The sequence below is a fragment of the Kushneria avicenniae genome, from assembly GCF_900112585.1.
Lineage (GTDB): Bacteria > Pseudomonadota > Gammaproteobacteria > Pseudomonadales > Halomonadaceae > Kushneria > Kushneria avicenniae.
Genome location: NZ_FOLY01000002.1, coordinates 386,973 through 409,126 on the forward strand (window position 1 = coordinate 386,973; position 22,154 = coordinate 409,126).

The window sequence follows — 22,154 nt, forward strand, 5'->3', positions numbered from 1 at the left end:
CGTTCAGTGGTTCCTGCATGATAAAAGGCCTCGATTCGTCGGGGTCTTGTTGCGTTTAAAACATGATTCCTGACGCTTCGACCTTTCCGTTGTTGCTGGCTTTTTTGCAGCTCTGAAATTGCAAGGGCCATATTGGCATCAGGTCAGATCCATCGAACAAAATCCTGCCTTTTGATAAATGTTCTGAATTGTTGGACATTTACAATACATAAGTAAGACAAATTGAGAATGGTCTGCTTTTTTCGCCACGATAGACTTGGCGATTTCCTTTAGCCATCTCCTTTTTGTCTCTATAAGGCAATGTCATGAATGCGCTGACTCTGGTGTCGTTTTTCTTTTTTACTGCGCTGGTCGCCTTTATCACCTGGCGTCTGACGCGCCATGATGATCATCGCCATTCCAGCAGCTACTTTCTGGCCGGTCGCAGTCTGACCTTCCCGATCATTGCCGGCTCGCTTTTGATGACCAATCTGTCGACCGAACAGATGGTCGGGCTTAACGGCGCCGCCTTTACTGATGGGCTTTCGGTCATGGCCTGGGAGGTGGTTGCAGTAGTCACGCTGGTCACCATGGCCATGTTCTTTCTACCCCGCTTCCTCAAAAGTGGAGTAACGACCGTGCCGGAGCTTCTGGCACTGCGCTTTGATCGTACAACCCAGCTATTGGCCAATATCATTTTCGTGGTCGCCTACGCCGCCATCCTGTTGCCCAGCATTCTTTACTCCGGGGCGCTGGGCTTGATGGGGCTTTTGGATCTTCAGACGCTGACCGGCATCGAATCCAACGCGGTATTGCTGGTGTTGACCATCGTGGCGGTAGGGGTTGGCGGGGCCATTTATGCCTTGTTCGGCGGACTTCGCTCGATCGCAATTTCCGATACCATCAACGGCGTAGGACTGTTGATTGGCGGGCTGATGATCGTCTATTTCGGCCTTGACGCGATCAGTAACGGCCATGGCATTCTGGCGGGATGGGAAATGCTCAAGACCAGCCATCCAGAAAAGCTGCGCTCCTGGGGTACCGAGAATCAGTCGGTGCCTTTCTCTACTATTTTTACCGGAGTGCTGCTTTTGAACATGTTCTATTGGTGCACCAACCAGCAGATCATTCAGCGAACCTTTGCTGCCAAAACGCTGGCGGAAGGACAAAAGGGCGTCCTTTTGACCGGCCTGCTCAAGCTGCTTGGGCCGCTGTATCTGGTGCTGCCAGGCATCATTGCCTTTCACATGTATACCGGCGAAAGCGTCAAGGCCGATGCCGCCTATGGGCAGCTGGTGCATGACGTGCTGCCGGCACCGCTGACGGGCTTTTTTGCTGCGGCGATGGTGGGCGCCATCCTGTCGTCTTTCAACTCGGCGCTGAACTCCACGGCCACGCTGTTCAGTCTTGACGTCTACAAGGCTCGACTGAAACCGGATGCCACGGATGCTCAGGTCGTGCGCGCTTCAAAATGGTCGGGCTGGCTGATGGCCATCGCCGCCATGAGCATTGCACCGCTGATGGCCAGTCAGGAAAGCCTGTTTGTCTACGTACAGAAGGTCAATTCACTGTATTACGTGCCGCTGCTGGCGGTCATTCTGGTCGGCTTTTTGACCCGTCGCGTACCGGCCATGGCCGCCAATCTGGCACTGGTGCTGGGCTGTGTGATCATCGCTGCCTTCTATTTCGTACCGCCGCTGACCGGCGTGGTCGACATCGTCTCCAACTTCCATTTCATCGCGATTGTCATGGTGCTGCTGGTGCTGATGATGCTGGCGATCGGCAAAATGATGCCGCGTACCGAACCCTGGGTACAACAGGACGCCGGCGCGATCGACATGACGCCCTGGAGCAAGGCCTGGCCGGCCAGCATCGCGCTGCTGGTATTGGTAGTCGCCATCTATCTGGCCTTTGTTTAGCCTTTTCATGCAGCGCCTGTAGATCGCAGGCGCTGATTCAGTCTCCACTGATGCTTGGCCCACAGTGCACAGCCCTCGCCTCGGGACCCGAGGCGAGGGCTGTGCGTTATTCGGCTATCGGTGCCATGGCGTGATCGACCAGACACTGACGCCGGCGGGAGGTAGCGTTGCGCCGCCAACCAGGTAGCCCGAGTCAGGTATCAGACGATCCGGTAGATGGCGGGGCTCGGGCGCATAGTTGAAGGCAAAGCAGAGCGCGCGGCGACGACGCAGCCTGATCCCCTCGGGCAGCAGGGTAGTGCCGATATTCGCTTTTCGGCACGCCTCGTTGAAAATCGCTACCATGCTGTCCTCATCCAGCCAGGCGGTGAGATAGGTGACGCCCTGATGGTCGGTCACCGCCGGCATACCATCCTCGAAGCGATGCGCAACGCGCGCCTTCTGGCGGTTCTCATCCAGATGCTCGCGCCAGCGCAGGCCGTGGCCTTTCGGACTGCTGGGCAGGTTCAGGCGTGGGTGGGTACCGGGGCGCAGGCCATCAACCTGATCGACCGTGATACCGGTCAGCGGAGTCAGTGACCCGGGGGCCAGCTGTGCCGGGATCTGAAAATCAACCGTGCGCGAGCCGGAACGTGCCCCGATGATCAGCCGCGTGCCAGCGGTTCGTGCCGCACTGAGTCTTTCGGCCAATGCCTCGTCGGCGATGACCTGACAGGGCAGGACGACCATGGCATAGCCATCAAGCGCGGCCGTCGGCGGGATAATATCGACATCCAGACCCAGCCGGCGCAGGGCGCTGTACCAGCTCAGATGCAGCTCGAGGGCATCAAAGTCGGCGGCGTGCGGTTGAATCTGGCAGGCCCAGACGGCGCTATAGTCAAACATCAGCGCCACCGATGCCGGGGTCGTGGTGATGTTTTGCTGCGCCAGCCCTGGGAGTTCATCACGCACGGCCAAAAGCTCCTGCCAGGCCCTGGATTCACTGCCGTCGGGGCGCAAAAGGCCGGCATGCATCTGCTCCTGAGCGAAGGGGGCCTGACGCCAGCGGAAATAGGACACCACTTCAGCGCCATGGGCGAAGGCTTCATGGCTCCAGAGCCGTACCATGCCGGGCAGCGGTGCAGCATTGCTGACTGCCCAGTTGACCGGCCCGGGCTGCTGCTCCATGACCCACCAGCGCCCCTGACACATCGCTCGGTAAAGGTCATGGTGAAATCCGGCGAAATCCGGGTGGCCCTGCTGGCGGTAGCGATCCCGGGTGGTCTCATCATGCGCACCGCGCTCCAGAAAGCCCAGCGGGTAGCTGTCCCAGCTGGCGATATCGAGATCGCGGGCGACGTCGAAATGATCAAACTCCGTAAAAAGGCCCATGAAGTTATGAACAATATCCACGGACACGCCGGCGCCACGCAGGGTATCGACCTGTAACCGGTTATAGGTCACCACCAGATCCGAACAGTAACGGCGATAGTCGAGCACGATGGCCGGGTGGGGTTCGGTCACGGTACCGACCGGCGCCTCGACCTGATCAAATCCGGTAACTTCCATGCTCCAGAACACGCTGCCCCAGGCATGGTTCAGCGTCTCGACATCGCCATAACGCTTCTCGAGCCAGTGGCCGAAGCCTTCGCACGCGGCCGGCGAGTAGCTGAGGATGGTGTCATGACAGCCGTATTCGTTGTCGGTCTGCCAGGCGATGATGGCCGGATGGTTCGCGTAACGCTCGGCCATCAGCCGAACAATGCGCTCGCTCTGGGTGCGATAGACCGATGAGGCGAAGCAGTAGTGACGACGTGACCCGAAACCCCGGGGCCGGCCATGCTCATCCACGGCGAGAATCTCCGGGTGGGCATCGACCAGCCATTTGGGCGGCGTCGCGGTGGGTGTGCCCATGACGATGGAAAGGCCGGCGTCGGCCAGCGTGGCCACGGCCTTGTCCAGCCACTCAAACTGCAGCTCGCCCGAGCGTGGCTCCAGTCGGCTCCAGGCAAATTCACCGATGCGTACCACGCTGATGCCGGCCTCGACCATGGCGCGTGCATCGTCGGCCCAGCGCTGTGACGGCCAGTGTTCGGGGTAGTAGCAGACACCTAATTGCATGAGGGGCTCCATGGAGATGAGTGGGTAATGGGGCTTTCACATCAGATCCGGACATGATGGGCGTGAAAGCTCTGAAAATGGCTTTGAGTGCGTCAGGTCACGGCGTATGGACAAGGTAATGCGCGTCAGGGAGTGATGTTGACCCCGGGGCGCAGTTCGGGGGGGCGTCCTGACAGTTCGAGATCAGTGGCCGTACGCGCCAGCACATGTTCAGTGGCTTCACGAGCCGCGTCGGGCTGGCGCATGCGAATGGCTTCCAGCACCCGGCGGTGCCGCTCCAGGCTGTCGTCAAGGCGATCAACGCGATGGTGGGAGCGTTGAATCAGGGCCACAATCGAGGGGCGCAACAAAATGCCCATCTGGCGCCATACCAGATTGTGACTGGCGCGATAGATGGCGTCATGAAAGGCCACATCATGATCGATATGAGCGCTGCGCTGCGCCGGGTCATGGGCGGTATCACACATGCCGTTGAAGGCGCTTTCAATCTGCGCCAGATCCAGCGCCGTGGCCGCACGGGCTGCCAGTTCGCTGACATAGGGCTCGGCCGCCAGGCGAAAGGCAAACACTTCATTTACCAGTCGCGGATGTGGGGTTTCCAGCCTGGAGAGCCAGAGACTCATGTTGGGATCAAGCAGGTGCCATTCCGAAATATCACAGACCACGGTTCCGCGACCGGCGGTGCGCTCGATCAAACCACAGGCGCTTAGCGTTGCCAGAGCATTGCGAATCCGATTGCGACTGACGCCGAAATGCTCACAAAGATCCAGCTCGCGGGGGACGGTATCACCGCAGGCCCATCGGCCTGACAGGATGGTATGTGCAAGAGCGGCAGCCAGTGTCGCGGCATCGGCATTGGCGGGCGCATGGGGCAGGGACTGTCTATCGGACACGAGCGTCTCCAGATATCAGATATAAATATAATAATGTCTGATATTTACCTCAACGCCTGTCTGACAATGGACCTATAGACATTGGTTGGGTGCAGCAAGCACGAAAAGTGGTTTTAGAAGAGGTGGCCTTACGAGAAACGAAAGCCCCGGTTTGCCGGGGCCTTTTATTGGCGGGTTAAACTTCCTTGTAAAGCTCGCTGCCTTCCTCCTTGAACCGCTCGGCCTGCTCGCTCATGCCGCGCTTGAGGGTTTCCTCGTCGGTGGTGCCTACAAGTCCGCGCTCCCGGGCGTGATCTCGGACCTCCTGGCTGATCTTCATCGAGCAGAACTTTGGCCCGCACATGGAGCAAAAGTGCGCCACCTTGGCCGAGTCCTTGGGCAGGGTTTCGTCGTGATATGCCCGCGCGGTATCCGGATCAAGCCCCAGATTGAATTGATCCTCCCAGCGAAACTCGAAGCGCGCCTTGGAAAGGGCATTGTCGCGGCGCTGCGAGGCCGGGTGGCCCTTGGCGAGATCCGCGGCGTGGGCCGCGATCTTGTAGGTGATGATGCCGGTCTTGACGTCATCCCGGTTGGGCAGGCCCAGATGCTCCTTGGGGGTGACGTAGCAGAGCATGGCGCAGCCGTACCAGCCAATCATCGCTGCACCAATACCGGAGGTGATGTGGTCATAGCCCGGGGCGATGTCGGTGGTCAGCGGCCCCAGGGTGTAGAAGGGCGCCTCATCACAGCACTCGAGTTGCTTGTCCATGTTCTCCTTGATCAGGTGCATCGGCACATGCCCAGGCCCCTCGATCATCACCTGCACGTCGTGGCGCCAGGCGATCTGGGTCAGCTCACCCAGGGTTTCCAGTTCGGCGAACTGGGCGGCGTCGTTGGCATCGGCAATCGAGCCCGGGCGCAGGCCGTCCCCCAGCGAAAAGGCCACGTCGTACTGCTTGCAGATCTCGCAGATCTCTTCAAAGCGGGTGTAGAGAAAGCTTTCTACATGATGGGCCAGACACCACTTGGCCATGATCGAGCCGCCGCGTGACACGATGCCGGTGGTGCGGCTGGCGGTCATCGGTACATGGTGCAGCCTGACGCCGGCGTGGATGGTGAAGTAATCCACCCCCTGTTCGGCCTGCTCGATCAGCGTGTCACGAAAGATCTCCCAGGTGAGGTTTTCGGCCACGCCATTGACCTTCTCCAGTGCCTGATACAGCGGCACCGTGCCGATCGGCACCGGCGAATTGCGGATGATCCATTCGCGGGTCTCGTGAATGTTCTGACCGGTGGAGAGATCCATGATGGTATCGGCACCCCAGCGGATGCCCCAGGTCATCTTGTCGACCTCTTCTTCGATCGAGGAGGTGACCGCCGAATTGCCCAGATTGCCGTTAATCTTCACCAGGAAATTGCGGCCGATGATCATCGGCTCACTTTCCGGGTGATTGATGTTGTTGGGAATGATGGCGCGCCCGCGGGCCACTTCCTCGCGCACGAATTCCGCCGTAATCTCTTTCGGCAGGCGGGCGCCAAAGCTCTCGCCACTGTGCTGATGACCCAGAATACGCTCGACCTCGTCAGTGCCGAGCTGCTGGCGGCGCTGGTTTTCGCGCAGAGCGATAAATTCCATCTCGGGGGTGACGATACCCTGGCGGGCGTAATGCAACTGGGTCACGTTCTGGCCTGCCTTCGCGCGGCGCGGCGTGCGCGTCAGGGCAAAGCGCAGGGTTGACAGGCGCGGGTCCTCGGCGCGGCGCTGGCCGTACTCACTGGTCGGGCCGTCCAGCCACTCGGTGTCATCGCGCTCATCGATCCAGGCGCGGCGCAGGTCCACAAGACCGCGACGGATGTCGATCTCGGCATCCGGGTCGGTGTAAGGGCCGGAGGTGTCATAGACCAGCAGCGGCGGGTTCTCTTCGATGCCGTCACTGGTCGTGGTGGGCGAGAGGCTGATCTCGCGCATCGGCACCCGAATATCCGGTCGCGAGCCTTCGATGAAGACCTTGCGCGAGGCGGGCAGTGGGGCAATGGCGGCACCATTCACCCGGGCGGTATCGGCCAGAAAGGTCGGGGATTTCCGGTCGCGGCGCGCAGAGCGTGCGCCGTGAGCGGCGGTGGTATCGGTCATGGTGTGCTCCAGAGCGTGACATCAGTCAGCCGGCGCACCGCGTAGGTAGAGAAGGGGAGATGTTGCGAGATGCCATGATGGCAGCGCGGACCCTTCGCTTGATCCCTACGCCGGTATTAGCCGGATCAGGTTCATCGGGATCCACCGTGGTATCGCAGAGCGACACAAGGTGATCTCAGCCGGTTCCACCGGCACCCCGTCAAGCAGCAATGGCCAGGCCATTGCCGGGTCAGTCTGTGCTGTCCGGCGCCGGACGGTCAAGTGCCATCAATCGGCATTTAACACCGGTTAAGGGCGTCGCATTCAGCACTATCTGCCAGAAGGCCGTTTCAAGATGCGGGGCTTTGCGGAAAGTGATGATCAGCTGAAAAAATGGTTGCCGGTCCCCAACACGTAGCGTATTCAGGCCATTGCCGCCTACTCTTTGGACAGCTCCTCTTTCCCAATACCCGCTCGCGGCAAAATTTGCTTTGCCGCCTTTATAATCGATGGGATAGTTTTGTACGGGGTGGCTGCATAATCACTGTTATATCCCAAGGAGAACCATGGCACATTTAAATGAGAAAGAAGGTTCTATTGTTAGTCATTGCCCTAGTTGTCGTGGTGGCCGAAGTACTTTCGAGTGGCACGTTAACGGCCGTGAAATTGGAGCGCATGAGAGAAGGGAAGAAGATCGTTACTGGGGAGACTGTGTTGTCTCCTACAGGGTTTTTAAATGCGCTGGCTGCGGAATGGGGGCGTTTGGCGTCATAAAAATGGGAGGTGGAGGGAGCTATCCTGGCTCGTATAACCGTTTATTGAAATTCTTTCCCGAAACAAAGCAACGCCTATCAATTCCAAGTTCAGTGCCACAGGGAATAGCTACGGAATTTCGTGAAGCTGAGACATGCTTGGAAAATCAGTGTATTAGGGCTTCTGCAGGACTAGTCCGTTCTGTACTTGATAAGACACTACGCGCCAATGGCTATAAAACTAAGAAGGAATTCAATCTATACAAACAAATTGAGGCAGCTGCTGAGGATGGTGTCATAACGCAAGCGAGAAAGCGTAGAGCTCATGATGAGGTTCGAGTTTTGGGTAACGACGTTTTGCATGACGATTGGCACGAAATTCCGGAGGAAGATGTAGAAGCAGCAAGACATTATTGCCAGAGAATACTTGAAGATTTCTATGACGATCGTGAATCCGTTCTAATTCTTTTAAGGGAGGCAGGAAGGGTTCCAGAAGAAGATCGCGAAACAGAGGAAGTGAGTGAGAACTAACAAAAGCATGTTGCCAGACAGGTTTTTCATTGTACTCTGAATCAGCCGAAAATTCGGGCGTTAATAATACGAGGGGCCTTCTGTGACAACAGAAACACCGCAGCAAAGAATAATGAGGCTTCAGTATGCTGCAGATGCAGTAATAATGCATAAGACTTCGGATAGCTTTAAAAATCTTATCGAGAACAACAAAAACTTGTTTTGTGGGTTTAGAATAATATATTCCACAGATGCTCTGGAAGAAAAATTTTCGCATTCATCTTTGAAAAAGATAGAGCAACATTGCCCAACGTTAAAAAAATATTTCTATGGCACAGGACTGTTATTCTATTCAGAAAAGCTTTATGAAGAAATCAAAGCAAAAGGGCGCATTGAAATATCGCTTGATTATTCGCTTAGTTTTGATTCCAATGTTGCAGAGAAATTTAGAATATGGGAGAGAGGCGGTTCTTTAGACAAGGATGAAAAGCGATTTGAAGGACTTGTCAGGTTCATAAAGGAGGGGGAAGGACAGGGTTTTAATTTTGATTATTCTTTTTTTATAATCGAGAACTTGATTGATTCAATGAAACTAGAAAATCACAGGCCATTCAATACTATCAGAGCATTGAAGAGGTTTGATTACTTGGAATATGAAAAAGAATTTTTTGATGTTCGTAATCCAAGATTTTATGAGAGTAAAGAGTGTTCTGGGCAAAGGGCGATAAGGACATTACATGCTTTTCATTCTAGCAGTGAGGTTAAAGGCTTTCTAAATAGAAGAATGGCACTTTATCTTATTCTTCTCAAGGCTATTATTTTGAAGGAGCAAAAAAATCTTTGCTTGAGTAAGAAGATTGAATTATTAATTGAGTTTTCTTTAGATGCTTTGGGTGCCTTTGCAAAAACCGAAATTTATTTTGCGTGGAAATTGCTGAAGCACGGTAAAAGTTTCCGTTTTTTTGATCCTGTTGCTCAGCTGGGCAAAAAATCGCTTCAGAAAATAAAGGGGATGTCTTGGGATTTGTTCGCTATAAGATACCAAGAGACACTCGCAAGCAAGTCAAATGTCGGTGATTTTTATGTGCCCTTCTTTGCGTCTTTTGATAGCAGGTTTGTCGAGCTTGCAAAAGCATGCCCTATTAGAGCGGTCATAATAGATGATATCGGTAAGCGCGTTATAACTATTTATTTAGATGAATGCGAATTCATGGTTGATTTGAGCAAAGCAATTTCTCCCGAGCTAAATCACCGGCTGCAAGATCCGTGTGAGAAGATAAAACGCATGTCGAGGAAGCCAACGACAGCAGATTTAAAGATAAAAGCCGATGAGTTAGAGTTAGCCTTAGATAAGTATTGTTAATAAGTCAAAGCACTCAGACGCAGCTAGGTTGCGCTAGTGTTTGAGGCGTTGGGTATTAAAGGGGGAGAAACATGCTCTAACCCAGCTGTCTATAGTCTCCGATCTTCCCGAAATTGAAAAAGAAACAAAATCCCAAGCCTTGGCGACTTGAGCTGACGTTACGCACTTAAATATTGATACCGTCGAGCAAGCTGTACGTGACGGCCGCCACATCCCTATCTATCGCCAAGGACTCCAGTAAAGGCCTCACCTTCGTTCCTGCCATGAGGAAGGCCGCTCAGCCCGCAGCATCAAGCCCCATCTGCCAAAACGCGGCTTCAAGACGCGTGGCATCACGAAAGGTGGTGGTCAGCTGAGCGAAGCGAGCCGGTGACACTTCGGCGAGGCGTTCATCCAGCCACAGGCGCTCCCGACGTACGGCTTCCAGATAGTCCTCATCGCGATACATGTCGATCCACGCCTGGTAGGGGTTATCAACGGTCACGGTCTGTGAGCGCGTGGCGATCCACTCGGCCACCTCGGCGTAGCCGATCAGGCACGGCGCCAGTGCCACGTGCAGATCCAGCAGGTCGCCGCGGTGGCCGCAGTCCAGCACGAAGCGGGTGTAGGCCAGCGTTTCCTGCGCCTCGGGCAGGTCGTGAAGGCTTGCCTCATCGATGCCCCACTCCCGGCAATAGGCCACGTGCAGGCCCATCTCGGTATCCACGATGGTCTTTAAATTGTCCAGCGAGTGACGAAGCTCGTTCATGTCGCGGCTTTTATACACCGCCAGCCCCCAGGCGCGGGCAAAGTGGATCAAAAACAGATAGTCCTGCTGCAGATAGTGTTGAAAAGCCGGAGTGGGCAGCGTCGCCTCGCTGATGCCGGCCACGAAGGGGTGCTGGATATAGGCCTGCCATTGATCGCTGCAGGCGTTTTTCAGCGTGTCGAAATTCTGAAGCATGTGGCGTCTCCGTAAAGGCAATGGTTGAAGGGGCCAAAATAACTCATGAGCAGGTGTTTTGGGGACGTGTTGTCAGGCAGGCAGCGGCACGAAAATGCCGAGTCGTCTTATAATGTGGGCTTTAACGATTCATGTTCTGACGCCGCCAATCGGTGCCAGTGATCACAGGGAGAGGGCATGTCCCGCACGGATTATCCGGACAGCAGCGACGTCAAAACGTCCGGTGAAGAGACACCGTTCATCGAGCGCGGTGATCGCAGCTATCGTCCCACCATGCTGGCGCTGTTTCTGGGCGCTGCTTCTACTTTCGCACTGCTCTACTGTGTGCAGCCCATGCTGCCGATTTTGTCCGAGGCCTTCGGGATCGACCCGGCCAGTACCAGCCTGGTGCTGTCGGTGTCGACCGGCATGCTGGCGGTGGGGCTTTTGATCACGGGGCCGCTGTCGGACGCTATCGGGCGCAAGAAGATGATGTCGCTGGCGCTTTTAAGCGCATCAACGCTGACCATCGGGGCGGCGTTCATGCAGCACTGGGGCACGATTCTGGTCATGCGGGCACTGGCAGGATTGTCCATGGCGGGGCTGTGCGGCGTGGCGATGGCCTATCTCAACGAAGAGATTCACCCGAGCTTTATTGGCGTCTCGATGGGGCTTTATATCGGCGGCAACGCCATCGGCGGCATGAGCGGACGCTTGATCAGCGGCGTGATGGTGGATTTCGTCCACTGGCGGGTAACGCTGGCCACCATGGGCATCATCTCTCTGATCAGCGCGATCGCCTTCATGAAAATGCTGCCGGCCTCGCGCCATTTCGAACCCCGGCGGCTCAGTATGGCCAATCTGGTGGGCGCCTTTCGACTGCACTTTCGTGATGCCGGGCTGCCGTGGCTGTTTCTGGAGGCGTTCCTGCTGATGGGTAGCTTCGTGACGCTGTTCAACTATATCGTCTATCGGCTGCTGGACGCGCCGTATCACTTCAGTCAGACGGTGATCGGGCTGTTGTCGATTGTCTATCTCTCGGGCATCTACAGCTCGGCCTGGGCCGGCGGTCTGGCTGACCGGCTGGGGCGACCGCGTGTGTTCTGGATTTTTGTGGTCGTGATGCTGACAGGGCTTGCGCTGACGCTGGCCTCACCGGTGGTAATGATCATGATCGGCATGCTGATCTTCACCTTCGGCTTTTTTGCCGCGCATTCGATCGCCAGCGGCTGGGTCGGGCAGCGGGCCACCCAGGCCCGTGGTCAGGCCTCGTCGCTGTATCTGTTCAGTTACTATCTCGGCTCGAGTCTGGCCGGCACGCTGGGCGGTGCCTTCTGGACGATGGGCGGCTGGAACGGCGTGGCCGCCTTTATCGCCGCGCTGCTGTTGATCGCGCTGCTGGCGGGACTGCGGCTGCGGCGACTGATCGAAGACGCCGCAGGGTAGCGGCGTCTTCGGCGGACGATCGCGGCACAGTGCAGGGATGTGTCTTACAATTGTGAGCATTAATGTTTCATTTAACGACAGGACACTACACCCATGACTGCGCGCAAAGTGAGACATCTGCATACCGCCATTCGCGATGATATTGGCGATCTGATCACGCATCGCCCGCTGCCCGGACCCTCGATCGACTATCTCGATCCCTGGCTGTTTCTCAATCATCACGGGCCGCAGGTGTATCGTGAAAACAATACCGGGCTGCCGTTCGGCCCGCACCCGCATCGTGGCTTCGAGACCGTGACCTTTATCCTCGATGGCTCGCTGGCACATTCGGACAGCGACGATCATCAGAGCATCATCGAGGCCGGCGGCGTTCAGTGGATGACCGCCGGGCGCGGACTGGTGCACTCGGAAATCTCGCCCGAGGCCTTTCGCCGCGAAGGCGGGCGCATGGAGATTCTCCAGCTCTGGATCAATCTGCCCGCCGAGCTCAAGATGACCGAGCCGCGCTATACCGGGCTGCAGGCCGATGAGCTGGTGCAGGTCGAACTCGATGAAGGCCGTGGGCACATGACGCTGATTGCCGGTGATTTCGACCAGCAGGGCAGCACCTTCCGCGGCCCGATCGAGACACTGACGCCCACCTTCATGTCGGTGATCACCATCAGTGAAGGCTCGCTGCTTCATCTGCCGGTACCCGAGGATCATGAGATATTCTGCTACGTGGTGCGCGGTAACATCATGATTTCTGAACAGGCGATTCGGCCCTGTCACCTGATCGAATTCGAGACGCAGGGCGATTGCGTCGAGATTCGTGGGTCAGGAGATGCCACCCTGCTGTTTGGTCACGCCCCGCGGCTGAAAGAGCCGATGGTCTCCCATGGCCCGTTCGTGATGAATACGCGTGAGGAGATCGAGCAGGCCGTCAGCGACTACCGCGCCGGCCACTTCGGTGGGCTCACGGCCGACTGATGTGTTGAAGGAACGACCTGTCAAAATGCCCGCAGCCATCGCTGCGGGCGTTTTTATATCGATGCGATAGAGAGGCTTACCAGGCCCAGTTCATCAGCGGCGAGGGAATGCGCCGCCGCTCGAGCTCGCGCCAGCCGCGCGCGCAGCGCACGATAATCCACACCGTGATCAGCGGGTAAAGCAGCAGTCCGACGCCCAGCGGTGACAGGATCGTCGCCAGCACCATGTACAAAAGCCCGATCCAGAAGGTGCGAATCAGGAAGGTATAGTGATCACGCAGCCAGTCTGGAGCGCGGCCGCGATAAATGTAGGCGATGACCAGCCCCGCCAGCGCCGTGATGCCGGTCAGCAGGCTGGCCAGATAGAGGGCATAGCCGATGCGCACCATCATCGGGTCGTCATCGCGGGCGGGGTCTTCATGAAGTACCGGGTCCCTGTCGGTCACGAAAGGCTCCTCGAAAAGGCAAGAGATTTTCATCATAACCCGACAGGGGCAGAACTGTCCGCGCAGACCCGAATCAGCGCCCTTGCGGCGAGGGCATCACGCCGTGCGGAATCGAGCAGGGCGGTGCCGCTGGCTGGCCGACAATCGGGCGCTGGACATTCCCCTGCCGCCGGGGCGGTTTTATCTGATTCTCTACCACGAGCGCCCCCTGACGCCGGCCGCCGAACAACTGGCGCAGCCGTGTGAATACGAAAGCCGCGCTGGAGCCATGGGCCCGGCCGGTGGACTCGGCTAGAATCAGCCCTTTGGGTGCATTCAGGAGACCATGCCATGCCCTCGTTCGATATCGTGTCCGAATTTGACAAGCACGAAGCGACCAATGCCGTCGACCAGGCCAACCGCGAGGTGCAGACGCGCTTTGACTTTCGCGGCGTGGACGCCAGCTTCACGCTGGAAGGGGAGAAGGTATCGCTGGAAGCCGATGCCGACTTTCAGCTCAAGCAGATGCTCGATGTTTTGCGCGCCAAACTGATCGCCCGCGGCATCGATGCGCGCTGCATGGACGAGCAGGCGCCGGTGCTGTCCGGCGTCAAGGCACGTCAGGAAGTGCAGCTCAAACAGGGGCTCGAGCAGGTGGACTGCAAGGCGATCGTCAAGCAGCTCAAGGAGTCAAAGCTCAAGGTGCAAAGCGCCATTCAGGGCGACAAGGTGCGCGTGACCGGCAAGAAGCGCGATGACCTGCAGCAGGCCATTGCGCTGCTGAAAAGCGAGGAGGGCCCGGACCTGCCGCTGCAGTTTGATAACTTCCGCGACTGATCCCGGATCCGCCTCCTAGAGCTTGCGGCCGCTGCGTCCCTGCTTGTAAAACCGTCGCGCCCGCCAGCCGGGCGCGTTTTCGCGCTGGCCGGGCGTGCGCCGATAGCGCTTGTACTCCCACTGATACTGCATGGGGTCCAGCGCAACGGCGGCCTCGACGCTGGCATTGACGCCACGCGCCGACAGCGCGTCATCCTCCTGGGCGTAGACGCGCTCATCGGCTTCCAGAAAGTGAATATCAAACCCCTGGCGATCCTCGCGCCGTCTGGCGACGCCCGTGACCACACGTGCATCGGTACGCGAGACCAGCCGCGGCAGCAGGGTGGCGGTGTAGGCCGGATAACCGAAAAAGTCGGCAAATTCACCGCTGCCCCAGTTCGGCACCTGATCCGGCAGAATGCCGATGGCCTCGCTGCGCTTGAGCGCCTTCAACAGTGCCGCCACGCCTCGGGAAGTGGTGGGGACCAGCTGGGCCCCCATCCGCTCGCGACCGTGTCGAATGACCGGGTCGAGCGCGCTCATCTTGGGCGGCTCATACATGGCGGTGAACGGAAAGTGGCTGGAGAGCCAGAAGTTGAGAATTTCCCAGTTGCCAAAGTGCGGCGCCAGCACGATCACGCCACGGCCTTCGGCGCGGGCATTATCAAGCAGGTCACGACCGTGGACCTCGATGATCGAGCGGGTCACCGCCTTCGGCTCGCCCTGCCAGGCAAACCCCAGCTCCATCATGGTGGCGATCGAGTGGCGCAGGCTGTCGTGAATCTGTGCTCGGCGCGCCTCGTCGCTGGCCTCTGGAAAGGCCTGACGCAGGTTCATGCGGGTGACGCGGCGCTCGCGCACGCCGATCAGGCTGTAAACGGGTTCAAATCTCGAGGCCAGACGCCACAGCGTGCGCGGCGTGCGCCGTGAGAGCACTTGCCAGAGACGCATGATCAGGCGCGCCTGCCAGTTGTCTTTTGTCGTCATTGCTACGCTTTAATGGTGTTGGAATCGACGGGGAGTATAACCAGTTGAATCGGTGCCTTCATGGTCAGGAGGGGGCAATCGCTTATGATCCCTTCGTATCCGACCCGTCGGGGTGGTCTGATGGGCTGCCCGTTTCGTTGAGGACAGAGTGGCGGTGGCAGAGCGTGTGATGCGTCATCTCCATTCGCGATTTGTGAGGACTTCATGGCTCGTCCACTGCTGACGCTGATACTGCCGCCGCTGCTGGGGCTTTTCATTCTGGCCCTGGGCAACGGGTTTCTCTCGACGCTGGTGACACTGCGACTGGACAACGCCGGGGCGTCGGTCGAGACCATTGGCTGGGTTTCCTCGGCCTACTATGTGGGGCTGGCGCTGGGGGCGGTACTCAACGACCGGCTGTTGCTGCGTATCGGCCATATTCGCGCTTATGCCTGTTTCGCTTCTCTGGTAGCGGCGGCGGCCCTGGCTCAGGCGCTGTGGCTCAACGCCGGCTGGTGGTTTGCCATGCGTCTGGTGGGCGGCTGGGCCACGGTCGGGGTCTATCTGGTCATTGAAAGCTGGCTTCTGACCAGCAGTGATGCGGCTCGGCGCGGACGTATTCTGGCCTTCTACATGATCTCGCTCTACGCCGCGCTGGCGCTGGGGCAGCTGCTGCTGGGCCTTTTCAAGGCGCCCTTTGACGCCATGCCCTACGTGGTGATCGGCATGCTGGCGACGCTGTCGCTGCTGCCCCTGTGTATCATTCCCCGCGTGTCACCGCTGCTGGAACATGCCGTACCGCTGCCACCCTGGCGTCTGGTGCGGGTCACGCCGACCGGCGTCATGGGGGTGTTCGGCTCGGGGTTGATCGTGGCGGCACTTTACTCGCTGCTGCCGCTGTATCTGCAGCAGGCGGGGCTGTCGGTCGAGCGGCTGGGGCAGTTCATGGCGATGGTCATCGTGGGCGGCATGGCGCTTCAGTACCCCATGGGGCGCTGGTCGGATCGCAATGATCGCCAGATCGTGCTGATCATTCTGGGCATGGCATTGATTGCCCTGTCGCTGGCACTGCCGATGGCGGCGGCCATCAGCGAACTGGCACTGGGGATCGTGCTGTTTGTGTTCGGCGGCGTGGCGTTTTCGCTCTATCCGGTGGCGATGAGCCACGCCGCTGACCGGGCCCCGCCTCAGGCATTGGTGGGCATGAGCCAGGGGCTTTTGCTGATCAATGCGGTGGGCTGCACGATCAGCGCGCCGATACTGACCGGCCTGATGGGCCGCACGGGAGACAATGGTCTTTTCTACGGATTTGCCATCATCTCCACGGTCATGGCGCTCTTTTTCATGTGGCGGCGCAGCGTGCGCCCGGCACCGCAGCCGGTCGCGCCCTTTGCCGCGCACCCGGTGCAGTCCGTAATGGGAGCCGAGCTTGAAGTGACCGAGGAGATGGTGACCGGCGCCGAGATCCAGGCAGAAAAGGACGAGGCCGAGGTGGCTGCACATCAGGACAACGCGCGCTTTGACGCCGAACATGCCATTGATGAGTCGCGCCCGTGACAAGCGGCGCGCTCGATCAGATATCGAAGGCGAGGTGTCGGTCATGAAAGCGCAAGGTGTTGCGGCCTTCGCGCTTGGCCCGATACATGGCCTTGTCAGCCAACTGCACCAGCGTCTGGACGTCGCGGGTGTCGCTGCCCAGTATCGCAATGCCGATACTGATGCCCAGTCGAACCTGCTGGCCGTTCTGCAGCGTCAGGGGCTGATTGATGCTGTTGATCAACCCCTGTGCGATGACGGCGAGATCGTCCCTTGGGGTGCGATGGTCGAGAAGCACCACGAATTCATCGCCGCCCAGTCGGGCCGAAAAGTCATGCTGGCGTGATATCGCGCGCAGTATATCGGCGATCTGTCTGAGGACTTCGTCGCCGGCATGGTGACCATGGGCATCGTTAATCTGCTTGAAATGGTCGAAATCAAGCATCATCAGAGCATGGCGATGATCAGGATGAAGGCGGTGATAGCGTTCGATGACGCTTAGTCGGCGCTCAAACCCCAGTCGATTGCCAAGCCCTGTCAGCGGGTCAGTGACGGCCAACTTCTCGGCGGCTTCAGCGGCGCGCCGGCGCTCGGTAATGTCGTGGGCCACGCCCTGTAGACGTCCTTCCTCCAGACGGCTGACCATCACATTGACCCAGCGCCGTTGATCGCCCTTGCCTACAGCCATTTCCCACTCACGGACGCTGTCCCGGCGCGCTCTTCGGGTAGTGAGTTCCCGTAGCGTAGGGCCGCCTTCACTGATCAGTGTCGTAAAGACCCTGGGCTGCGCTTTGATATCAAACGGCTCGCCGGCCATGAACAGGCGGCAAAAGGCCGGGTTGGCCGACAGCAGTCGTCCCTGGTCATCCAGTTCGAAAATGCCGACCTCGACGTTGTCGAAGAGCGTGCGGTAGCGCCGTTCCTCGACTTCCCGAGCCAGTCGTTGCCGTCGCTCCTCGCTCAGACTGTTGACCAGCCGGTCGATCATGGTATTAACGCTGGTCACCAGTCGCCCGATTTCGTCGCGACGATGGCCGCCAGGCGTGGCCAGCTTCTGGCCGGTTTCGGCTTCCAGCGCATGCAGCTTCTGCGAGATATCACTGATAGGGCGGGTGACGAAATAAAACACCACCAGAATCACGCTGAGTCCAATGCATAAAAGTTGCAGCAGCAGTGCGACAGAAAGAAAACGGGTCGCTTCATTGATCTGGCCATCGATCCAGTCCTGATCCGGCACCAGTGTCAACTGACATACCGTCCTGTCCGGTTCGAAGGGGGAGGCAATCTGGCGGGTCAGCGGTGTGCCACTGCTGTGATCGGAGTTCGTGATGTGATCGGCCAGCAGGCTGCCATCGTTTCTTGAAAGGCTCGCCCGGCGCACGATGCGGTTGCTCAGAAGTCCCTGCGTGACCTCACTGGCCAGCTGGGTATCCTCCAGAAAGCAGGCAATCTGAGCTGTACGCTCAACGGTGGAAACCAGCCCTTCCAGACGCGTTTGCTGAATATCCTTTTCGGATTCGGCGCGAAAATGTACTGCCAGGTGTAAAAAGCAGACGCCAAGAAGACCGACGATCAGCATGATGGCGGCAGCTGCCCGGAGGGCAAGACGGCTGTGAGCGAGCGTCGACAGGCACTTCATGACCTATTCTCGCAGTGTCATGAGAACACGCATGCTGGCCGGTACCTGATCACTATCGATGTAACCAAGAGCGTTTGTATTGTGCGTAATGATGTCAACGAGCTCTATGGTGCTTGCGGCCTGCTGCGGAGGTGAACTCTGGCCGGAGAAGACCAGACGTGCCCAATAGGAATTGATTTCGGCCATCTCCTTGTTGACCAGCGATCGATAAAAACGTGCCCGTAGGGGCGTTTGATCGATCGGCAGTGCCACACTGCCGTCCGGCAGCTTGCGATAGCGTCCCATGAAGATATTGATGGCTTCGCTGCGATTGATCTGTTGTACGTCGCTATCACTGTTGATGACGATGGCAATGTCAGCCCTCGCGGCCGCGGCGCTCAGCAAAAGAGTGAACAGGATGATGCGCATGACGCGGGTCATGGAGATATCCCTAAAAGATGAAATCCAGCCCGAGGCTGACCATGGTTGACCAGCCGCCGTTCCAGCTGTCGTCAGTGTTACGCCAAAGCAGGCCGGGAGAGTGTGTATGAATGCGATCGACCTGAGTCTTGATCGCCAGATCGTTGGCTACGTCATAGCGCAGACCGACCCCCCAGGTGCGCTGCTCGATATTGGAGTTCAATGGGTCGTCGCGATCGTCATGCGTTCTGACAGCTGACAGGACGGTATAGGGTGACAGATCGTTGAAGCGCCAGGCGGCCGAGACAAAGGCTGAATCTACCCAGATTTCATTTCTGATCAGTATGTCGCGATTCCATATGGCCTGAAGCTGCAAAGGACCCGGATTATAGATGGCCCCCACCGAATAGACTTCAAGCTGTTCAAACCCGGTCGCTGCATTAAAAAAGCGTCGGGTATTGAAGCCGGGAATCTGGGCCACCTGATCGGCCAGTGTTCCGCCATAGTCCACATCGGATTCGATTCGGGTATAACCTGCGCGAAACCGCCAGGCGCCTGTTTCATAGTTGAGATGGCCACCGTAAATGTGGTCGGCATCAAAATTGGCGTACAGCTCGTCCGATAAATAGGCGCGGCTGTTGGTGCGCCCAGTGAAAAATCGCGCCCAGATCAGATCGCTGCCCATCGGACGTTTGAACGTCACATCGGCACCATCGATATAGGTCAATTGCAAAACGCCAAAATGATCCACCGGTGGCCGAATCCATGGATAGGCGTAACCGACGTAGCGTGAATCCGACACCAGATCGACATCCCACCCCAGCCGGCCGACGCGAAACTGAAATCCCGGGTCCGGTGAGTAGCGCAGGAAGGCCAGCATCAGTTCGGGGCTGAAATCCCCGCTGCTGTGATACTGACTCATGCCCTGTATGACGCCGGTCAGCTTCTCATCGAATCTGATATCGGCCTGCAGGCCCAGGCGTGTATCGATTCTACTGCTCCAGCCTTGTTCTGCGCCTTTGGGCTGACCGATATCGCGCACAAAATCGGCATGCTCCTGATTGCTGTGCAAAAGTCCCAGTGTGCCGAAGCCGCTCAGGGTTACCCGGTCGTCAAGAAAGCGGGTCTGTGCCTGTATGTCAGCACTGCCTGTCCATAAAAGCACTGCAAGCAGAGGCAGAATGCGTTTCATCGATTGATGATCTCGCCATTTTTGGAGGTGATTCAGCCAACAGAACCCGTATTGATACGAGCAGCATATGTCGGCTGTGATGGCATCAACTTTAATGGCAGGACCGGAACGAGAATTCGATGAAAAGCGTCCATCCGGCAGGCTTTATCTGAAGGTCATGATAAAGGCACGATCATTATCAATGGGCCGGATCGACCACGCCGTTGATCGAGGCGTTGCGCCGGAACCAGCCGGCAATGCTGGCCCGCGGCAGGCGGGTCGGCAGCACCTCATGAGGTACGGTGTCCGACAGGAAGCAGGCCAGGGTGCCGGCTTCCGGGCGTACCCGGGCCATTTCGCGACTCGGCGCCTGTGGGTCGAAGCCGTCCGGGCCCTGCTGCTGGCTTTCGAACATCACCATCTCGCCGCCGCCATCGACGGGCCAGTCGCGGTTGAGATAGGTCACCGTGGAAATCACCCGATTGGCACGCCCCTGGAAGCTGTCCACGTGACGCTTGTAAAAGGCGCCCGGCGGGTAGCGGGCAAAATGAGCCTCGAACTCGAAAAGGCCGATAAACAGCGCCCGGTTGATCAGCTCGCGAAGCTCTTCCAGACGCTGAAGATAAACCCGCTGGGCGGGGCTTTCGTGATTGAGCCAGCGAATCGCATCGCCGCGAATGCTGGCGGCCAGCTGATGCTCCTTGAGTCGGCCAATACCGGCATCGGCCAGTGCATCGTCGGCTTCAAGCTGTTCGAGATCAGACAGCAGGGCATCGATCAGCGCCGGTGAGAAAAAGTCACGCTGACAGCTGAACCCCTGTTCGATCAGATCCTCGATGAGGGCATCAACGCGCTCGGGGATCAGCGGCGAGGCTGCCAGCAGGGCCCGGGTCTCATGGTCGAAATCATTGCGAACGGTGCTCATGTCGGACGCCTTCGTGACGGTCGAGGAGGGAGATGGCGAAGTATCGAGCTTTCAGGGTAACGGTCAAGGCCGATATCCACCTGAAAGGCCACGTTGAGGAGCTCGACGACCATCATCGCCGAAAGACCCCAGAGCGTATGCTCGAGAATCGAGTAGCTGGGCACATACCAGCAGGTCTCGTCATCGCGGATGACATCGGTGTGCTGGCGCGGGTCGGTCATCAGTCGGGCCAGCTCGACCTCGAAAATGGTGTCGATTTCGTCCGGGTTGGGGGTGAAGGTGGTGTCGGGCTCGATCAGGCCCACAAAGGGCGTCACGATCATGCCGTTGGCCGAGAAACGGTCCGACAGCCGGCCCAGCAGACTGACCCGCTCGGAGGGCAGGCCGATCTCCTCGAAGCTTTCCCGCAGGGCACAGGCTTCAAGGCTTTCGTCTTCCGGGTCCAGCTTGCCGCCGGGGAAGGCCACCTGACCGGCATGAGAACTCAGGCGTGCGTTGCGCCGCGTCAGCAAAAGCGTTGGCGCGTCGTGATTGATGATCGGCATCAGCACGGCCGCGCGGGGATGACGGCCATCAATCTGCGCCGGCCGATGATCCTTGAGTCGATGTTGGGCCTTTCGCAGCATGACAGACACCATCCTGAAGAGAGATCAGAGCATCATGGCGAAATCGCCAATCGACACATGAGATGATCAAACGTAGTGTAAAGCGTTCGGCCACTCGCCGTAAGTGACGAGGACAGCATGAATTTTTGCAGCCATTGCGGCGCGCCAGTGCGCTTTGCCATCCCGGCAGACGATGATCGTCCACGCTATCTGTGCGATAACTGCGGCACCATCCACTATCAGAATCCACGTATCGTGGCCGGCAGTCTACCGATCCTGAAGGATCAGGTATTGCTGTGTCGCCGCGCCATCGCCCCGCGAAAAGGGTGCTGGACCCTGCCGGCCGGGTTCATGGAAAACGGCGAAACCACGCCCGAGGCCGCCATTCGCGAAACCCGTGAAGAGGCCTGCGCCGAGATCGAGATCGGTGGGCTCTATACCATGGTTGATCTGCCCCACATCAATCAGGTCTACATGATCTATCTGGCACGGCTGCGTGACGACCTGACCCCCGCCTTCGCGGCCGGTCCGGAAAGTCTCGAAGTGGCGCTTTTTTACGAAGAAGAGATTCCCTGGTCCGAGCTTGCCTTTTCGACCATCACGAAAACGCTCGAGAACTATTTCCGTGATCGAGCGCGGCTCGAAGATGAGGTGCGCGATGTTCACCGCCTGGCGCACTACGCGCTGCATACCGACGTGATCCGTCGCTGGTAGCCTCCGGGGCA

Annotated in this window: 20 protein-coding genes and 1 riboswitch; of the genes, 9 read left to right on the forward strand and 11 right to left on the reverse strand. The window is 58.2% G+C overall.

The annotated features are described in order from the left end of the window. Positions 1-305: 305 nt before the first annotated feature. Positions 306-1,898: a solute:sodium symporter family transporter gene (locus BM079_RS05065; RefSeq protein WP_090131421.1), complete on the forward strand. Its 1,593-nt coding sequence runs from the start codon at positions 306-308 to the stop codon at positions 1,896-1,898. 114 nt (positions 1,899-2,012) lie between these two features. Here the strand turns inward: BM079_RS05065 and BM079_RS05070 are convergent, their stop codons facing one another. From BM079_RS05070 to thiC, 3 genes are all read right to left on the reverse strand, one after another. Next, on the reverse strand, positions 2,013-3,998 hold the full coding sequence (locus BM079_RS05070) for a beta-galactosidase (protein ID WP_090131423.1): 1,986 nt from the start codon (positions 3,996-3,998) through the stop codon (positions 2,013-2,015). A 125-nt stretch (positions 3,999-4,123) separates the two neighbouring features. Next, positions 4,124-4,891, reverse strand: a complete 768-nt coding sequence (locus BM079_RS05075; protein ID WP_245742827.1) for a FadR/GntR family transcriptional regulator — start codon at positions 4,889-4,891, stop codon at positions 4,124-4,126. Between the two features lie 175 nt (positions 4,892-5,066). Beyond that, positions 5,067-7,007, reverse strand: a complete 1,941-nt coding sequence (thiC, locus tag BM079_RS05080; protein WP_090131425.1) for a phosphomethylpyrimidine synthase ThiC — start codon at positions 7,005-7,007, stop codon at positions 5,067-5,069. An 85-nt stretch (positions 7,008-7,092) separates the two neighbouring features. After that, a riboswitch (TPP riboswitch) is annotated at positions 7,093-7,216 on the reverse strand. Between the two features lie 336 nt (positions 7,217-7,552). Between thiC and BM079_RS05085 the strand changes: the two genes are divergently transcribed. Then, the gene (locus BM079_RS05085) at positions 7,553-8,269 is read left to right on the forward strand and encodes a DUF4145 domain-containing protein (RefSeq protein ID WP_090131427.1); all 717 of its coding nucleotides are present in this window, start codon (positions 7,553-7,555) and stop codon (positions 8,267-8,269) included. Between the two features lie 82 nt (positions 8,270-8,351). Then, complete coding sequence (locus BM079_RS05090) at positions 8,352-9,611, forward strand: hypothetical protein (protein ID WP_139215261.1); 1,260 nt, start codon at positions 8,352-8,354, stop codon at positions 9,609-9,611. Positions 9,612-9,888: 277 nt separating this feature from the next. Here the strand turns inward: BM079_RS05090 and tenA are convergent, their stop codons facing one another. After that, on the reverse strand, positions 9,889-10,554 hold the full coding sequence (gene tenA, locus BM079_RS05095; RefSeq protein ID WP_090131431.1) for a thiaminase II: 666 nt from the start codon (positions 10,552-10,554) through the stop codon (positions 9,889-9,891). A 177-nt stretch (positions 10,555-10,731) separates the two neighbouring features. On the opposite strand from tenA, the gene BM079_RS05100 reads away from it, so the two are divergent. Together BM079_RS05100 and BM079_RS05105 are read left to right on the forward strand one after the other, a co-directional pair. Then, entirely contained in the window at positions 10,732-11,979 is a 1,248-nt protein-coding gene (locus BM079_RS05100; RefSeq protein ID WP_090131433.1) for an MFS transporter, read from the forward strand. Between the two features lie 93 nt (positions 11,980-12,072). Beyond that, on the forward strand, positions 12,073-12,948 hold the full coding sequence (locus tag BM079_RS05105) for a pirin family protein (protein WP_090131435.1): 876 nt from the start codon (positions 12,073-12,075) through the stop codon (positions 12,946-12,948). Positions 12,949-13,024: 76 nt separating this feature from the next. Here the strand turns inward: BM079_RS05105 and BM079_RS05110 are convergent, their stop codons facing one another. Further along, positions 13,025-13,393: a DUF4870 family protein gene (locus BM079_RS05110; protein WP_090131437.1), complete on the reverse strand. Its 369-nt coding sequence runs from the start codon at positions 13,391-13,393 to the stop codon at positions 13,025-13,027. A gap of 103 nt (positions 13,394-13,496) precedes the next feature. Here BM079_RS05110 and BM079_RS05115 point away from each other — a divergent pair, with 103 nt between their 5' ends. Together BM079_RS05115 and BM079_RS05120 are read left to right on the forward strand one after the other, a co-directional pair. After that, positions 13,497-13,688, forward strand: a complete 192-nt coding sequence (locus BM079_RS05115; RefSeq protein ID WP_139215262.1) for a hypothetical protein — start codon at positions 13,497-13,499, stop codon at positions 13,686-13,688. A 35-nt stretch (positions 13,689-13,723) separates the two neighbouring features. Continuing rightward, complete coding sequence (locus BM079_RS05120) at positions 13,724-14,209, forward strand: YajQ family cyclic di-GMP-binding protein (protein WP_090131441.1); 486 nt, start codon at positions 13,724-13,726, stop codon at positions 14,207-14,209. Positions 14,210-14,224: 15 nt separating this feature from the next. Here BM079_RS05120 and BM079_RS05125 read toward each other — a convergent pair whose 3' ends face one another. Next, positions 14,225-15,175, reverse strand: coding sequence for a lysophospholipid acyltransferase family protein (locus BM079_RS05125; RefSeq protein ID WP_090131443.1), 951 nt, complete (start codon positions 15,173-15,175; stop codon positions 14,225-14,227). Positions 15,176-15,379: 204 nt separating this feature from the next. Between BM079_RS05125 and BM079_RS05130 the strand changes: the two genes are divergently transcribed. Beyond that, positions 15,380-16,711, forward strand: coding sequence for an MFS transporter (locus BM079_RS05130; protein WP_090131445.1), 1,332 nt, complete (start codon positions 15,380-15,382; stop codon positions 16,709-16,711). A 16-nt stretch (positions 16,712-16,727) separates the two neighbouring features. Here the strand turns inward: BM079_RS05130 and BM079_RS05135 are convergent, their stop codons facing one another. The 5 genes from BM079_RS05135 to BM079_RS05155 form a co-directional block, all read right to left on the reverse strand. Further along, positions 16,728-18,329 (reverse strand): diguanylate cyclase domain-containing protein, encoded by a 1,602-nt coding sequence (locus BM079_RS05135; protein ID WP_090131447.1) that lies wholly within the window; start codon positions 18,327-18,329, stop codon positions 16,728-16,730. A 3-nt stretch (positions 18,330-18,332) separates the two neighbouring features. Next, positions 18,333-18,749 (reverse strand): hypothetical protein, encoded by a 417-nt coding sequence (locus BM079_RS05140; protein WP_139215263.1) that lies wholly within the window; start codon positions 18,747-18,749, stop codon positions 18,333-18,335. Positions 18,750-18,759: 10 nt separating this feature from the next. Beyond that, positions 18,760-19,920: a porin gene (locus BM079_RS05145; RefSeq protein ID WP_090131451.1), complete on the reverse strand. Its 1,161-nt coding sequence runs from the start codon at positions 19,918-19,920 to the stop codon at positions 18,760-18,762. 178 nt (positions 19,921-20,098) lie between these two features. After that, positions 20,099-20,824, reverse strand: coding sequence for a 2OG-Fe(II) oxygenase (locus BM079_RS05150; protein WP_090131452.1), 726 nt, complete (start codon positions 20,822-20,824; stop codon positions 20,099-20,101). Then, positions 20,821-21,450 carry a CoA pyrophosphatase gene (locus BM079_RS05155; protein ID WP_090131454.1) on the reverse strand — a complete coding sequence of 210 codons (630 nt, stop codon included), beginning with the start codon at positions 21,448-21,450 and terminating at the stop codon, positions 20,821-20,823. Before BM079_RS05155 ends, BM079_RS05150 begins: the two co-directional genes overlap by 4 nt. Before the next feature lie 117 nt (positions 21,451-21,567). Here BM079_RS05155 and BM079_RS05160 point away from each other — a divergent pair, with 117 nt between their 5' ends. Continuing rightward, on the forward strand, positions 21,568-22,143 hold the full coding sequence (locus BM079_RS05160) for an NUDIX hydrolase (protein WP_090131455.1): 576 nt from the start codon (positions 21,568-21,570) through the stop codon (positions 22,141-22,143). Positions 22,144-22,154 lie beyond the last annotated feature (11 nt).